At 38.1% G+C, this 14,680-nt stretch carries 21 protein-coding genes; 17 read left to right on the top strand and 4 right to left on the bottom strand.

What is annotated here, in order from left to right; translation table 11 throughout:
* Positions 1-38 precede the first annotated feature (38 nt).
* The 11 genes from QFZ77_RS37045 (at position 39) to QFZ77_RS37000 (ending at position 6,885) form a co-directional block, all read left to right on the top strand.
* A complete protein-coding gene (locus tag QFZ77_RS37045; protein ID WP_307448796.1) occupies positions 39-791 on the top strand; it encodes a hypothetical protein in 753 nt (250 codons plus the stop codon).
* Between the two features lie 241 nt (positions 792-1,032).
* A complete protein-coding gene (locus QFZ77_RS37040) occupies positions 1,033-1,593 on the top strand; it encodes a hypothetical protein (RefSeq protein WP_307448793.1) in 561 nt (186 codons plus the stop codon).
* 83 nt (positions 1,594-1,676) lie between these two features.
* Complete coding sequence (locus QFZ77_RS37035) at positions 1,677-1,880, top strand: hypothetical protein (protein ID WP_307448791.1); 204 nt, start codon at positions 1,677-1,679, stop codon at positions 1,878-1,880.
* Positions 1,881-2,092: 212 nt separating this feature from the next.
* Complete coding sequence (locus QFZ77_RS37030; protein ID WP_307448789.1) at positions 2,093-2,308, top strand: hypothetical protein; 216 nt, start codon at positions 2,093-2,095, stop codon at positions 2,306-2,308.
* 460 nt (positions 2,309-2,768) lie between these two features.
* Positions 2,769-2,939 carry a DUF3221 domain-containing protein gene (locus QFZ77_RS38105; protein ID WP_373462794.1) on the top strand — a complete coding sequence of 57 codons (171 nt, stop codon included), beginning with the start codon at positions 2,769-2,771 and terminating at the stop codon, positions 2,937-2,939.
* A 46-nt stretch (positions 2,940-2,985) separates the two neighbouring features.
* A complete protein-coding gene (locus QFZ77_RS37025) occupies positions 2,986-3,156 on the top strand; it encodes a hypothetical protein (RefSeq protein WP_307448786.1) in 171 nt (56 codons plus the stop codon).
* A gap of 341 nt (positions 3,157-3,497) precedes the next feature.
* Positions 3,498-3,851, top strand: coding sequence for a DUF3221 domain-containing protein (locus QFZ77_RS37020; RefSeq protein WP_307448783.1), 354 nt, complete (start codon positions 3,498-3,500; stop codon positions 3,849-3,851).
* Between the two features lie 11 nt (positions 3,852-3,862).
* Positions 3,863-4,396, top strand: coding sequence for a hypothetical protein (locus QFZ77_RS37015; protein WP_307448780.1), 534 nt, complete (start codon positions 3,863-3,865; stop codon positions 4,394-4,396).
* A 182-nt stretch (positions 4,397-4,578) separates the two neighbouring features.
* Positions 4,579-4,815, top strand: coding sequence for a hypothetical protein (locus QFZ77_RS37010; protein ID WP_373462711.1), 237 nt, complete (start codon positions 4,579-4,581; stop codon positions 4,813-4,815).
* A gap of 389 nt (positions 4,816-5,204) precedes the next feature.
* Complete coding sequence (locus tag QFZ77_RS37005; protein ID WP_307448778.1) at positions 5,205-5,744, top strand: hypothetical protein; 540 nt, start codon at positions 5,205-5,207, stop codon at positions 5,742-5,744.
* Positions 5,745-5,889: 145 nt separating this feature from the next.
* Positions 5,890-6,885, top strand: a complete 996-nt coding sequence (locus tag QFZ77_RS37000; protein WP_307448775.1) for a serine hydrolase domain-containing protein — start codon at positions 5,890-5,892, stop codon at positions 6,883-6,885.
* A gap of 215 nt (positions 6,886-7,100) precedes the next feature.
* Here the strand turns inward: QFZ77_RS37000 and QFZ77_RS36995 are convergent, their stop codons facing one another.
* The gene (locus QFZ77_RS36995) at positions 7,101-7,508 is read right to left on the bottom strand and encodes a hypothetical protein (protein WP_307448772.1); all 408 of its coding nucleotides are present in this window, start codon (positions 7,506-7,508) and stop codon (positions 7,101-7,103) included.
* A gap of 174 nt (positions 7,509-7,682) precedes the next feature.
* Between QFZ77_RS36995 and QFZ77_RS36990 the strand changes: the two genes are divergently transcribed.
* The 3 genes from QFZ77_RS36990 (at position 7,683) to QFZ77_RS36980 (ending at position 9,727) form a co-directional block, all read left to right on the top strand.
* Positions 7,683-8,144: a hypothetical protein gene (locus tag QFZ77_RS36990; protein ID WP_307448769.1), complete on the top strand. Its 462-nt coding sequence runs from the start codon at positions 7,683-7,685 to the stop codon at positions 8,142-8,144.
* A gap of 327 nt (positions 8,145-8,471) precedes the next feature.
* Positions 8,472-8,936: an arsenate reductase/protein-tyrosine-phosphatase family protein gene (locus QFZ77_RS36985; protein WP_307448766.1), complete on the top strand. Its 465-nt coding sequence runs from the start codon at positions 8,472-8,474 to the stop codon at positions 8,934-8,936.
* 248 nt (positions 8,937-9,184) lie between these two features.
* Entirely contained in the window at positions 9,185-9,727 is a 543-nt protein-coding gene (locus QFZ77_RS36980; RefSeq protein ID WP_307448763.1) for a hypothetical protein, read from the top strand.
* A gap of 141 nt (positions 9,728-9,868) precedes the next feature.
* On the opposite strand, the gene QFZ77_RS36975 is transcribed toward QFZ77_RS36980, so the two are convergent.
* The gene (locus QFZ77_RS36975) at positions 9,869-11,092 is read right to left on the bottom strand and encodes an IS110 family RNA-guided transposase (protein WP_307448760.1); all 1,224 of its coding nucleotides are present in this window, start codon (positions 11,090-11,092) and stop codon (positions 9,869-9,871) included.
* Between the two features lie 357 nt (positions 11,093-11,449).
* On the opposite strand from QFZ77_RS36975, the gene QFZ77_RS36970 reads away from it, so the two are divergent.
* Complete coding sequence (locus tag QFZ77_RS36970) at positions 11,450-11,800, top strand: hypothetical protein (protein ID WP_307448757.1); 351 nt, start codon at positions 11,450-11,452, stop codon at positions 11,798-11,800.
* Between the two features lie 271 nt (positions 11,801-12,071).
* The gene (locus tag QFZ77_RS36965; protein WP_307448754.1) at positions 12,072-12,548 is read left to right on the top strand and encodes a hypothetical protein; all 477 of its coding nucleotides are present in this window, start codon (positions 12,072-12,074) and stop codon (positions 12,546-12,548) included.
* A 584-nt stretch (positions 12,549-13,132) separates the two neighbouring features.
* Here the strand turns inward: QFZ77_RS36965 and QFZ77_RS36960 are convergent.
* The gene (locus QFZ77_RS36960; protein WP_307448751.1) at positions 13,133-13,480 is read right to left on the bottom strand and encodes a hypothetical protein; all 348 of its coding nucleotides are present in this window, start codon (positions 13,478-13,480) and stop codon (positions 13,133-13,135) included.
* Positions 13,481-13,662: 182 nt separating this feature from the next.
* On the opposite strand from QFZ77_RS36960, the gene QFZ77_RS36955 reads away from it, so the two are divergent.
* The gene (locus QFZ77_RS36955) at positions 13,663-13,935 is read left to right on the top strand and encodes a YgiT-type zinc finger protein (RefSeq protein WP_307448748.1); all 273 of its coding nucleotides are present in this window, start codon (positions 13,663-13,665) and stop codon (positions 13,933-13,935) included.
* Between the two features lie 266 nt (positions 13,936-14,201).
* On the opposite strand, the gene QFZ77_RS36950 is transcribed toward QFZ77_RS36955, so the two are convergent.
* A complete protein-coding gene (locus QFZ77_RS36950) occupies positions 14,202-14,627 on the bottom strand; it encodes a DUF3888 domain-containing protein (RefSeq protein ID WP_307448745.1) in 426 nt (141 codons plus the stop codon).
* Between the last annotated feature and the right edge of the window lie 53 nt (positions 14,628-14,680).

The following is a 14,680-nucleotide window of genomic DNA, read 5'->3' as shown; positions in this document are numbered from 1 at the left end:
TAGAAAGGCTATCTAGCCGCGAAAAGGAGACTATCTATGTGAAAAACGTTATTCCGCTGGGGGTATTATTATTCGTTCTAGTGCTTACGGGATGTGGTCATAGGATGGCGAACCTTGATAATGGTACCTCTTCGATAGTATTGTCGGATACCCCAATGCCATCTGTATCTAAGTTTCCTCCCAGCTCAATGCCAGTTCCGTCTCCAACAACTACAGAGGCAAACTTATTAAAAGAAGATCAATCAATAAGAGCAATAGGGACGCATTCGGATGGGCGACTTCTCGTCAAACCTGCGAAAAAAGCGAGCGTAGCCCCTCTAGGGGCACCTAGTTGTTATGGGGTTGAAACTGATCTCCGTTGGTCTGGGGACTATGAAATGGTATGGGAATCTGGGGAAACCTTAACACAAATTATGACATTTCCAATTGACTTCGAAATTGTACAACCAAAAGATTCGCCAGTCATCATGCAGTCATTTACCTTTGAAGATACGGATATATTTGCCTATGTTCCTCGTTATACAGATTGTCATGGTCTCGAAACTTACCTATTCGGAGTGAGTAATGGGAAGGCTTTTCCGATATCGCTTGAGATAAAACCCGGAGTGAATTGGATTGCTATAAGCCAATTGCCGCACCGGCCATTAAAGGTTGCCAATGGAGGATTTATCGTTACCGGTGGATATGGGGCGGGACAGGATTTCATTAACGTTTATCACTTCAGATATGATCCGACGAAAAAGTCAATGATTCTGAAAAATACAGATCAAGTGATGACGAAAGATATGTAATACAACATGAGGTGCGGCAGTGAGAAGTAACAGGAAATGGACAGAGTTCACTTATGAGCTACTCAAAAGTGGACTTTTTGATTGATCTGCTGATACTGATTGAGGGACGGAGAACGATAGTTCAACACCAATACGGCTGCCGCGGGGCAGCCGTCATTGCGCTAACGGGCAGGATAGTGCAACAATTGTCTCCCATTTTCGTCTATATATTTACTTGGAAATAATTGGAGGAGTGTTTAAAATGAAACAACTATGCTCATTGTTATTTGTATTACTATTTATAATTACTGCTTGTAGTACGGAAACAGATTTGGCGGCAAGCTCTAATATCGAGAATCAGAAAAAGGAAGCTGTTGCGCAACAGAACAAAATGCCAAAAGTAATGCCCACCGATTTCGATTTCGCGGTTCGTTTCGGATATGGTGAGATTACTAAAAATGAAATCAATACCTATCAAGATACGGTTACAAAAGATTTGATAATGAACGGAGATATAACAGCAAAAATCACTTTTACCTTAGAAGAGATGCGCAGCATTTATGAGAATATGAGAGAGATAAATATCATGGGAACGAAAGAGTTGGTACCAACTAACAAGAATTGTTCTAGCATCCCCTATAATGAAGACAGTTGGAAAATTAGTGTAGATGGAGAAACAAAAACATTTACTTGGTCAGATAAAAATTGTGACGTAACGAGCGATGCAAAGCAACTACTAGGATTACGAACATTCATCCAACATATAGTTGCGGGTAAGGATTCTTATAAAGAATTACCCAAAGCTGAGGGTGGTTATGAATAAACAAATAGAAATTAAAATGCTATTCAACTAACGGATACGATAGTTCAGTAACAGCAGCAAGGATTGGAAAGGTGGCTTTAATAATGAGCAAAGACAACACTCGGATATTTTTCTACGGCTTTGTTGTCGGTACCGTTCTACTGCTAATGCCTATTCCGAGTTTCTTTTTTTGGAGTGGTGTTTTAGATCATGTCGAAACTATGTTCCGTTATTTAGGTTTTGTTTTCTTTGTAGCATGTGGTATTACAATAATAGTACGGGTTGTCAGAACATTTTTTGAAAAATGATAATCTAATCAATCGTTACGCTAACGGAAACTATAGTTCAATAACGACATGACGGCAGCCGGCAAACGATCGGCTGCCTTTGTCTGTTGAAGTAACGGGCAGGATTCTTCAACATGGATGCAACATTTCCCAGTAATTACCGTATTAATGTTGAAGCATCTTGCTCCTTGATTATTGCTTGAAAAAGAAATATTTCTGGAAGGTGAATAAAAATGAGATGGAAGAAAATTGCGGTTATAAGTGCCTGCATTATGGCATTTGGGATTACCAGCTATGCGTCAGGAGGTGTGGAAAGCATCCAGGCATACTTAAACCATGATTTCAAATTTACACTCAATAATAACGCTTGGGTACCCAAAGACAGTGATGGTGTCGTACTAACTCCAGTCATTCTTAATGGCACATCGTATCTTCCAGTTAAAGCGTAGTTGAGGCAACAGGCGGAGAAGTCCAGTGGAATGAGGCTACGAAAACCATTGCGATAACATCTGCTAATGGTGAAAGTGTAACCACAAAACAAAAAGAATTTACAAGTGAAGAATTGCGAATAATTCAGGAAAAGTTAAGAAATTACTGAGATGAATTATGGCGAACATATTCAATTAGGTTAATGTCTGTTGGTTCAACTCAAGAACATCTTGAAGTAGAGATTTGAAAGTTTGGTGAATTTGAGAAGAATCTGTCTAGTGAAGAAATAAATTCAATTAAAAAATCACTGTTTAAATTTGTTGGTAAGGAGTTTCCCTTGAAACTTAGAGTTATTCAATGTTGTAGACAAGAAGCCAATATTATAGGCGAAATCATCAAAACTGATAAGGTAAATAAAAAAGTTCTTATTGAAAATCACGAAAAGAGGTAGGGAATAGTGAAAATCCAGATGCGACTTGGATCACTTTAACTGAAGATGGAAAAATAGTGGTAAAGGATAGTAAACAGTTACAGGTATTTAGCGACTTATCCATTGGTCAACAGGTAAAGGCATGGTCAGTGGGTATTACCTTTCTAAGTTACCCTGGTCAAGCTTCAGTGGTGAAAATTGAAATACAATCAAATAAGTAAATAAAAGATGGATTTCATGAGAGGTTCAATTTGAAGGAGGTTTAATTTGAGTACCATTTGGCATGAATCAAACTGTAAACAAGACTCCATGATTTTTGATACTCTTTGGGAGGCAGAAGAATGGGGGCATTCTATAAGCAATGACATAAATATGGGTGCGTTTGATGGATATACAACTACTGACGAGAAAGCCGCATATGTGTTACTTTTTACTTAGCTAACATAGACCGATTCCATGCTCATGCTGACAAAGTTTAGTCTGAAGGCAAATTTATATATAAGGTATGGGTCACTCGAAGAACTTGAAATCAGGGTTCATATAAAAGAGAAGTTCCATATACATAGTATGTCGCGGTGCAACACCATCAAGCATCATTTTTAGATGGTGCTTTTTTATGCCCATCATACTCGCCACAGCTTCATTACTGGTGCTTGGTCGTAGCCTAGGAAATAAGTATTAGACTGGTCGGGTCATTAACGGGCAGTTTAAGGCAACAAATTTCCCATAGATCCGTCTTCTAAAGAAGGTAGGTTTTGTTTACGAGGAGGAAAAAAACATTGAAAAAGTTAGTTTTAGGAGTAACTTTTGTACTTGTCTTATGTATGCATAGTGGTTGTAGTACTTCGTCCGAAGCCGAAAAGGGGAATTATATTATTTCTAAGGAAGACCAAAGAATCTTAGTGGCGAAGAATATTTCTCGGAAGGATTCTGAAAGTAACTATGCTACCCTCAAAAATAATAAAGTCGAATTCGTCAATTATATTGTTGAAGATTCCCAACTCTATAACGAACTAAGAGTAGGCGAAAAAGTTAATGTAACTCCCAAAACAAATGATAAAGGCGAATATGCTGTGATGCAATCTGATCCCCCTCAAATTGTAGCTGATAAGATAGAAAGACAAAAGGAATAATTAGGTAGTTTGTGAATGAGAACCAAATCAATAATCGTATCGTCGTTAAGCTAATGAAGAACGATAGCGGAGGTGAAAGAATACTAAACATACGAAAATCTAATATAACTGACCACGAGTTTTTAGTTTCAATTGACTTGAAAAATGATGGGTACACACTTTCGGATGTAATTGATATGACAGAACAAAATAAAGAGGAACATAGTAAGAAAATAGAAGGGTATCTCACTGATTCAGATAAAGGTGCGTTTGTTATTGAGGATTCTGCTTCCGGCAAACCAATTGCAATGATAATGTATTCCATAGCAAATAGGGATTCCGTGTATCCGTGGAAAACAATTTACAATGAGTTAGACAGAAACCTATTTCAAATTGATTTGGAGGAAGAAGCTCAAAAACATAAAGTTAATTTAATTTATACACATACAGAAGAAACAAATAATCATGTCATCGAGCTTAATATAAATATTGGGTATCAAGAGGTTCGACGTGGGCCAATTTGGGATGATGTAATCCGAGTAAGCCTGATTAAGCAATTACGCTGAAGAGGAACTATAGTTCAATCACCAATACGACGGCAGCCGGTACACAAATGGCTGCCGTTGTCCGTTGAAGTAAACATTCCTGTTAAGGCTAAGAAATAGCCTTTGTCAAAAAAGGAGCGCCTCGGTATGATGGGTTTGTCGACGTGTTCTTAACCCAACACCATCAAGGAGGCGCTCTTACTATGAAGTTTAAACAATCAGAGGTACAAAATCAACGAATTGAACGAATTACCACATCTCATCTTGTTGTAGGTATAGACATGGCCAAAGAGACGCATGTGGCTCAAGCTACGAATTATCGCGGGATCGTGCTTTCGAATCGACATCTCTCGTTTAATAACAGCGTAGAAGGGTTTGAAAAGCTGCAACGATGGGTAGAAGGACTTCAACAAAAGCATAACTACAATAACAGCAGTTAATCCTCTTTTTTATCGAACTGTCATTTATGTCCTCAAGTTCTTGTCATCCGACAAGACAACTCGCGACAATAAAAAATGTCGGGTGACAAGACAGCTCCAACGGCGGCTGCCGTTTTCCCTCTTGTCTTGCAGCGCTTATACGTCACCGCTAGAGCCAATCATCCTCTGTGGTACAGCGCTGATCTTGCGCTGCTGTATGGCTAACAGGGAACTATAGCTCAACGAAGGGCAGTTTAGTGCAACTTTCCATTATTTGGTGTCGTATAAGAAGTGAAACGGACGAGATGAAGGGCTATAGATTGAGGAGTGAGAACAAAGTGAGGACGTGTTCTAAAGGCATCAGAATATTAATTAGTATTGTTTTTATCGTTTGTGTAGTGGGAGGTGCAATGGCATTTCAAAGCACATATGCTAAGAGTACGATTAATGAAAGCCATACAAATTTTTCTAACTATCCTGAAAATGAAAATGAAAAGACATACGGTTATGCTGAAGAATCCACTTCTGTTGAAATGCTACCTGATTTAATCCATGCAGTAAGTGTGAATGGCATTGCAGGATATGTGCTGAAAAAAGATTATCTCAGTGAACCTGGTCGTGATGTCCCACTGTATGATGTTGATGAGAAAACCATAATTGGTTCGTTTCATATTGGCGCTAAGAATATGAACTATCCTAAAAATAAAAGCGGACAGACGTACGGTTCTGCCACAGATGCTACTTCTCCAGAAACGGTACCTGAATTAATCAGTGCTATAGGTGTGGATGGCACAAAAGGATATGTGTTAAAAAAAGACATAGACGGTGAGCAACCAAAATCACCCGAGGAAGCCATTTCGATACAAAACAGTAGATCGCCAGGTGGTCGTGATATTCCGCTGTATGACGTTGATGGTGAAACCATAATTGGTGTGTTTCATGGTGGATGAAAAAATGTAATTTCAAGCGGTACGTTAGCGCAGAACGATAGTTAAACATTTGAAGGGCTGCCGCGTGGCAGCTCTTCACTACGCTATCGGGCAGAATAGTTATATGTATTTATTTTTTCCCTACCAATAAAGAGGAGGTATTTGTATGGTTAATGTTTGGGATGAAATAAACAAGATAGTTGAAAATTATAAAATAGAAAACCATTTGAGTGGCACTTTACTAGTGTCACAAGATGGTAAAGTATTATTTGAGAAAGCATATGGTAAGGCTAATATGCAGTTCGGTGTTGAAAATACTCTGGACATGAAGTTTTTTATTGCATCAGTAACAAAAATGTTCATAGCTGCCGCTGCTATTAAACTTCATGAAGAAGCTGTAATTAATCTACATGCACATCCAGGAATTTATATTGATACGCTCAAACATGTGCATCATAAAATCACATTACACCATCTAATATCTCACACCTCTGGATTATATGATATTTATGCGATACCGAACATTCGATTTGAAATGAGCAAGTTGAACAACGAAAAAGGTGATTTTCTTAATTATTTGAGTAATCAGGAGCAACTGTTTGTCCCAGGTGTAGGATGGAAATATAACAGTACAGGTTTTATTATGATGGGGTATATACTTGAGGCAGTTACAGGAAAAACATTTGAAACCTTACTAAATGAAATATTTTTTAATCCACTAAATATGAAAAGTACCGGACTTCATAATCCCCGACAAATTGTTGTTAATCGCGCGTATGGATACACGATTGAAAACGGAGAATTTAGGAACGCAGATTACGATAAATTAGTTGAAATTGAAGCACCAGGTGAATTATATTCAACTGTTAGGGATCTCAATATATGGTGTGAAGCTATTTTAAACGAAACAATTCTATCAGGAGCTTCTAGAGATATTATGTTTACACCATATGCATCTGTAGATTTTGATCCTAAATTTAAGTATGGTTATGGTTGGTTTTTGGGTAATAATTTTAGGTGGATTCCTGGAGGATCTCCGGGATATAAAGCAGACATTTGGCAATTTCCTGAGAAAAAAGTGAATATAATCATGTTGTGGAATTACGAGAAGGTAAATTCATATGAGTTGTTTGAGAGAATAAGAGATCTGTTGATTTTATAATAAGTGTGATGCAACTCGTCGTTAATGAAAACCCTAATTACACATAGGGAGAATATTGAACTAGATTGAACTAACGGAAACGTTAGTTTAATAAAATTTAAGTTTCAATCAACAAGTACAATCCATGAGGTTGTGCTTTTTCTTTTGCCCTTGAGAGCGTGTAGGAATCCCTTCTACTGATGTTGAATAGGGCAAGTGGGTGTGTGAACTAAAAATTATTGAGGATGATTTTCGTCATGCCTACGAGTTACATTAATACTACCTTTGATACTCCCACCTTCTCCAGAAGCTTCAACAACAAAATGGTCGTGAATAGTATCGTCCTTGGTATATCTCCAGACACAAGTCCAGTCAAATTTGTTTCCTTTTTCATTACAAATAAGAATTCGATTTTCCCATTGCTGTGTTCCAGTAGGAACTCTCCAAACTTTAAATGTATTTGAATATGCAGTAGATACATGAATAACCATCTGTCCATCACCTTCAGGCAAATAGACCCAATTACCTTCAGGAGCAGGAATAGTTTTAATGCTCATTAAAGATGGTTGTTGTGCATAAGCTACTCCATTGAATATCAAAAGAAAAAAAGCAGTTACTACATTGATAGTTAGTTTTTTAATCATGCAAATTTCACCTCAATTGCTAAAATGCTCAACTCGGTAGAAAATTATTTATTTATGGTCTATCCATGCGGTTATGCGAAGGCTTGTGAAGCGTTCGTGGAGAGAGAATGGAGTAATGTGTTAGTGCATAAATTTATGGGAATAATATATACAAAGCGTTATGGGTGGGATTATATGAGAAAATTATATTGTTTAGTGATTGTTGTTTTGATATTGAATTTGCCTAATTCGGTTGTTTCTGCAAACATCGAAATCCCTCAAAGATTGAATACTACTGATGTTGTTTCAATTCAAATCAGCAAGGGTTTACATGGTGCATACACAAAAACTTATAAGGCTAAGAGGTTTTGGGAAAAGCATAAAATAATCAATGTAGTTAATTGGATAAATAATGCAACAGAAAATAATGTTGAGAACGATATTGTTGTACATGGCTATCCAGACTTATTACGAATTGATGTTAAAAATGGCGAGAATATCTATATTTCATATGCTCATAAGTGTGATGTGAGAAAAAATGCAGATTCGACGGAATACATTTGTAAGCCAATCGACGGTTACTTGAGATACAGTCAGGGCGAAGAAACAAAATTATTACAGTCTAAACAATTGTTTGATTGGTTGCAATCGCTATGAGAAGAACGGACAGACATATTGTTAAGGCATTAGAAATAAATAGATAATGCGTTACAAAGGCATCATCACACAATGGTGCTTTTCTTATGTTCATCTCGCCACAGCTCCATTACAGGGGCTTGGTCGTAGACAAGGAAATAAGTATTAGACTGGTCGGGTCATTAACGGGTAACTATAGCTTAGGTGCTGCATTGAAGCAGCTCCTTTTTGATTTCACTTAAGTAATGGACAGATTAGTATAATAACCTATCAAAAAATACTACTGGCAATCAACCATTTCCATTTGTTATAATTCCATAAAATGGTTTTATAATGGAGTTGGTCTTAATGAATATTATGTTTGTATGTACCGATAATTTCACTCGAAGCGTAATAGCTGAATTTTGTGTAAAGGATTTTCTCCAAAGAAATAATATAACTTCAATTAAGGTTGCTTCGGCTGGCATAAGAGCTGATAGTGATATTAGTAAGTATTCCAATATTCATTTTTATATAATGAACGAACTAAATATTGACACAACTGACTTCAAAAGAACTCTCTTCGATGAAAAGTGTTTTAAGGAGCACGATATAATTATTGCTATGAGTGAACTTCATAGAGATTATATTAAAGAGCGATACAATCGTGAAATCCCATTATTCAATGAAGTATATAAAGGTGAAAAAACAGCAGTGAATATCGGTGCTCCCAATAGTGAAGATTTTGTTGATCAAATAAATAAATTGGTTCATTACTTTTATGAAGCAACGCCCAGTATCATACGGAATATAGAACAACAGAACGCCTATTAAAGAGTGGGTTCAATTTTTTTTATTTAGTAAATTGTTATTATAAAAATTAAGTCAGTATAAGAATAAGCCAAAGGGGTAATGGAAGTCTTATTGTGCTAACGGGAAACGTTAGTTGCATAGAGATAGACAAACAAAGCAGGCGCCGTGGCGACCTGCTTTGTTTATTAAGGTAAAGGGCAGATTTGGTTAACAAACGGGTAATACATGGCAATAATAAGGGAATATTGGCTAAGGTAAAGGGAGGCATTATGACAAAGATAAATGTGCAATTTCATGCTGTGCCGGATGAGACAATAAAGTTTATAAAAGAATGTGCAAAAGAGTATAACTTGTATATTGTTATGGTTGAATTGTTTCCATCATTTGCAGCACACTTATTAGATGAAGTTGATGATGCTCTAGAAGATATACCATTTTGCAATACAAACAGGGTTTGTTTGCATATTAATAAACCTAATATACGCACAAACAGCTATATGGATTATTTCGATGAAAATCCAGATTATCTTCTAATAACTATTGGAAAATATTCGGATAATCAACTGCAGGAGTCCATTTTAGCAACCCAGACAGAAACTGCTGAGTTTTTAAAGGTATGGAAAAAGATTGTCAAGAAACTCAATTCTATTACTTTGAGTGGTGCATGGGTTGTTAATCCTTATACTGGAGCTAAAGGATTTAATAAGCAACACCGTTATACCAATGGTGCAAAGAAGCTATTTATAGATGAAGTAAAGGTAGTGCCATTAGTCGGTTGGAACTATTTTGTTTTAAGTGAAGGCTCAATATGAGTACCCGTATTTTCAACCCAACACTGAACTACCCTGAAAATCTCACATAGCAGAGCACTAAAAATGGCAATACGAAACTAGGCGCAGCTATGACGTTTTTTTTCAAAAGGCTGCGTCTCATGTTTTAATATGAGCGAGGTATTATGAGGCGTCGGGAGCAGCGATTGTTACTGTAAAACCAAGATTCTCTAGTCTACGAACGGATTGTTTGACGATGAAATCTTGCTGTCGTTTTTCAAAATAATCAGCACCTAAATCTCGGTAATCTTCATTGCGAGTTAAAAGATGATAGGCGATCTTCATGATGGCGTGTGCAACAGCAACAGCCGCTTTACGACCACCTTTACGTGCTGCGATTCGCCTATATAGGGCTCCGAGATAATTGTCAGATCTGCATACGGATTGTGAAGCTTCAAGAAGTGCCGATCGGAGATATTTGTTTCCTTTGCGAGTTTTCGAGGGTTTTCGTTTACCGGCACTTTCGTTGTGGCCTGGCACAAGACCGATCCATGAGCAAAGGTGGGCTGCACTTGGAAACCGTGAACCGACATTTGTTCCAATTTCGGCTAATATTTGTTCAGCGGTACGTCTGGCAATCCCGGGAATCGTATCTAGTCGATCAATGTCTTCCTGAAAAGGGTCTAGCCGCCCAGCTACCTCCGCATCCAATTCCGCGATTTGTTCATTGAGGAAATCAACGTGGGTAAGCATAGTTTTTAGCATGAGGCGTTGATGTGCACTCATCTTACCCCGAAGTGCAAGCTCAAGTTCTTCCTTCTTTTTCTTCATGACTCCGCGTGCAAAGCTTGCGAGTTTTTCCGGATCTTCTTCGCCATTAATCATCGCATTCATCATGTCTCGACTGGAAAGACCCATAATGTCAGTGGCGACAGAGGCAAGCTTAATGTTTGCTCCTTCTAAGACCTTTTGTACCCGGTTATGCTCACGAGCTCGCTCTTGAATTAAACTGCGCCGGTAACGAACTAACTCACGCATCTCACGCTGGTTACGATCTGGAATATAACTTGCAGTAAGTAATCCGTGACGTAAAAGGTCTGCGATCCATTCAGCATCTTTTACATCCGTCTTCCTCCCAGGAACAGCCTTCATGTGCGCCGCATTTACGACAAGGTATTGAATGTCCTCGGCTTCAAGCAAGTTGACGATAGGTTTCCAAAAGACGCCTGTACTTTCCATAGCTACATGCGTACAGCGATGTTCCTTCATCCAGTCGATCAGTTTAAGCAGATAGACGGTGTGAGTGTGAAATGTCTTGATCTCCTTTCCTTCTGGAGTAACGATACAAGCTGTGATGGTTTTTTTGTGAACATCTAAACCGCATGCTCGTTCAATGAGTACTTGCATGTGAATCACCTTTCTACGGCCAATAAATTGAGGCTGGTGCAGCAAACCAATAAAGGGTTAATCTACCCTGCGTGCTTCCCAAGAAGGAGCAACAGTCCGTGGTACACCGGGGTCGCTGTAGTCAGACTAACGGTAGGGCTCAAGGCACCATAGTTCAACGACCTTCCTCGCCAGCCGTACTATAATTATAAAACCTACTAAAAAAATTTTCATTATTCCGTGGTGCCCCGATAGGGGCATGGATGGCTAACGGAAACTTTAGTACAATAAGCATGGTGCAGATCCTCGGCAGTTGACCCAATATGAAATAATAAAGTGTTTAACTATTGTTGAAAAAAAGCGGAGGAAGTGAGGAGTGTGCAGGTCTTTGATACACGTCAAATTAATAATTTATTGACGGGGATTGGCCTAGCTTGTGAACTTGAGGCTACCTCTGAAATGAATCGTGCTTTCGTAAAAGTACAAGTTATAAATAAACAGAAATTCTTAAATAAGATTGAGCCTAACTCGGCTAGATTTTATTTGAGAAAATATGAGGTGGCTTCAAAATATCTAGATAATGATTGGGATGTTACGGATGACGAACTATTCGACTCTGTTCATGAGGTAGACATTATCGGAATCAAAAATCTTGAGATACAACTCGGTAAGTATTTAGATGATTTCAGAAGATTGGTAAGCGAGTGGAAATGTGACAATCCATTATAAAATTAGAAACGACGTTACGCTCTAACGGAGAACTATAGTTCAATGATGGCACGACGGCAGCCGGCCACTACAAGATCGGCTGCCGTTGTCCGTTGAACGGGCAGGATAGTGAATTAAGGAGGATTTGACGGACTCCTGACAAAATGCTAACTTTGCTACTATATTTAGCTTGAAACAATAACAGACTTTCGTTTTGCTTTGGATTGACCATATAGGTATAATATGGATAATAGACTAGATGCTAGAAGATTAAATGAAGGGGTCATCCAAAATGACAATGAAGTTCGCGTTGAAAATAGGTATTCCTTTCATGCTCTTGCTGTTCATGTTTTTCTTGGTCTATCAAGCTACCTTGGCGTGGAACCCGTTAGCAATACAAAAGAAAACCGTTGCATTCTTAAATGCAATTAAGACTCAAGAGTATAGGGAAGCTGAAAGACTGTTTGACGGGTCGATAGATAAGAATACCTGGGTGGACGAAATTCAGAAACTGCATGAGAAAGAAGGATTTAAACTCCTGGCATATGAAAATGTAAAAGCCGATTATGACGATGGAACTTTCGGAACAGGGCATGCAGATCTGACTATCGAGGTTGATGGAAAACCGTTGAAAGTTATGGCTATTCTCACATTCAGTTCAAGAGGTAAACCTAAGCAAATTTGTGCTGTTCATCCTTCAGGAACAAAACCCGGTTCAATCTCGGAAATAGTAGTATGGAACCAACTGGTCTGTGGTGCTTCTTTCTAAACATTTTTATTAAATTAACGGAAAACAATAGTTGAGGATTAACGGCGGAAACAGCAGTGAAACGTGTGGTCTAAATCCATACGTTTTTCGTTCGATAAAAGTAAATTATATCCATATAAGAAAAGTTTATGAACCTATAAAAAAAGCCCCTTATCAGGGCCGTTGTGACTTGAACTATTTCTTTGCATTAAGTTCTTAATTTGAAGCATTTGCTTGCTGTTAGTAAAACTGTAAAGTAGAAAATTCGACTTCACTCAAGTTGGGGATAGAAAGCGTTTTGAGATGACGATAGATATACAAAGAATATAGCTGTAGACTGGCTAGATTCTCTTTTGGAGGCGAACAAGTGTTGTAATGGTCGGGAACATCAACGTGTAAGCGAAGGCAGCCAGATATGTGCCGCAATACACACACGCTTCAGATGCGCAGGTTATTACGGCCACGATCGGCAGCCAACAACGAACTCAGCTATTGCGCTCAGTCTATAATTGTATTTACAATTAACGCAAACATAACTAATAAGCTGACGTCCCATCAAGTCGGAACACCAGCTTATTAGTTATTCTTGAGTTATGTTATACCCACTAGTTTCTATAATCCTTCCACTTCTTTTTCCAATAGGGAGCAGGATTCCTCATTACGAAGTTAAATACTACCATCGCTACAGCATAAATACCTTCGGCAACAAGTAGCCCATTATCTGACACTTTACCTATTAGCATGCCTAATACTAACGCACCCAATAGGCATTGGCCTACCAAAACTCCCAAAGCTTGTCTCCGACTTTCAAGCCGCTTGACCAGAAAAATGTAACTAAGAATTAATGGAGAAAAGATCCCGATCACAAGGCCAAATACGCCGGTCAGTGCAATAATCGCTGGGAAACCAAATAGGAATACTAACATAGCAAATAACTTTAGACCGCCCTTCATCTCACCACACCTCTCGTATCTTAAAAAGAATTACGTACACTACTACCACTATAACAACATCATATACAATAATTTATCGGTTAGATTAGTCGTCATATTAATACAGTATTTGGATAATTACTAAACCTTTTGTGAAATATCAAACCCATGATAAAATAAAGGTTATAGGAGGGGATGCTTGTATGTCTCACTGTGACCGGTGTAAAGGAGAAAATATACATATAACTACTTCAACAGAACGTCCATTTAAGAGGGGCACATTAGTTGTTACTGATGTTCCCGTTCAAAAATGTGATTGTGATGAACAGATTTTAATTGGTGATGGCGCATTGGTAGCGGGTTACGCAAGGCATTTGGTCAAGATGAAAATCATTGGTCAAGTCCACGTCTCTTTGAAAGATCTAAAGCAGAATTTTACACTTCAAGATTTCCTGCCAAAAGTAACCACCACTTAGTCTCGAAGGTGTTAAGCAGGTTAATACGAAGATGTTATATTCTGAGTTCTACTTCTTGAAGGTGAGAGTAGCAGTAATCAAACAGAACTGCTAACCATAACGTCTCAAGATTCAACTAACGCAGAACTATAGTTGAACAAACGTAATAAGGCTGCCGCGTGCAGCCTTTTGTGCTAACGGGCCATTTAGTGCAGTTGAACAATAAATTGTAGATGGCAAATAACACACAGTACCAGCCAATTTAGCTTTTGCTGTGTGTTATTCGACTACCGCAAGATATCCTTCAAATCTGGAGGCAATTCATATGTCGTTAAATGGGTGAACTTTATCAATTTAACAGATGGTCCAAAAGATAATTGGTATTCAATTCGATCTTTCCCAACGAGCACATGTTGTCCCATAGTAGGTTCTACTTCAATTATTAATGAAAAATCAAAACCTCGAAAACCAGTGACTCTTTTAGCTTGTATGACATCAATCCGCCACGGCTCAATAATCGGATTGAATTTTAATGACGATTTATAATATTCACTCACATCTTTATAAATATATGGTGTTAAAAATACCATTAGCATATCCTGCAACTTAAGCTGTGTTGAGTCTTGGGTTGGTTTGGTTGCTAATACGGTTTTATTTTGAATAGGAATAATAAGTGTGATGGCTAGAATAAGAGCGATAATTGATTTTCTCATTACTTACACCTCATCTACATGGGATTACCATTACTTTTCCCTGTTGGGTTGTT

The organism is Paenibacillus sp. V4I3 (assembly GCF_030817215.1).
Classification (GTDB): domain Bacteria; phylum Bacillota; class Bacilli; order Paenibacillales; family NBRC-103111; genus Paenibacillus_E.
Note: the sequence above shows the minus strand (reverse complement) of the source record. Positions and strands in the feature narration are given on the sequence as shown.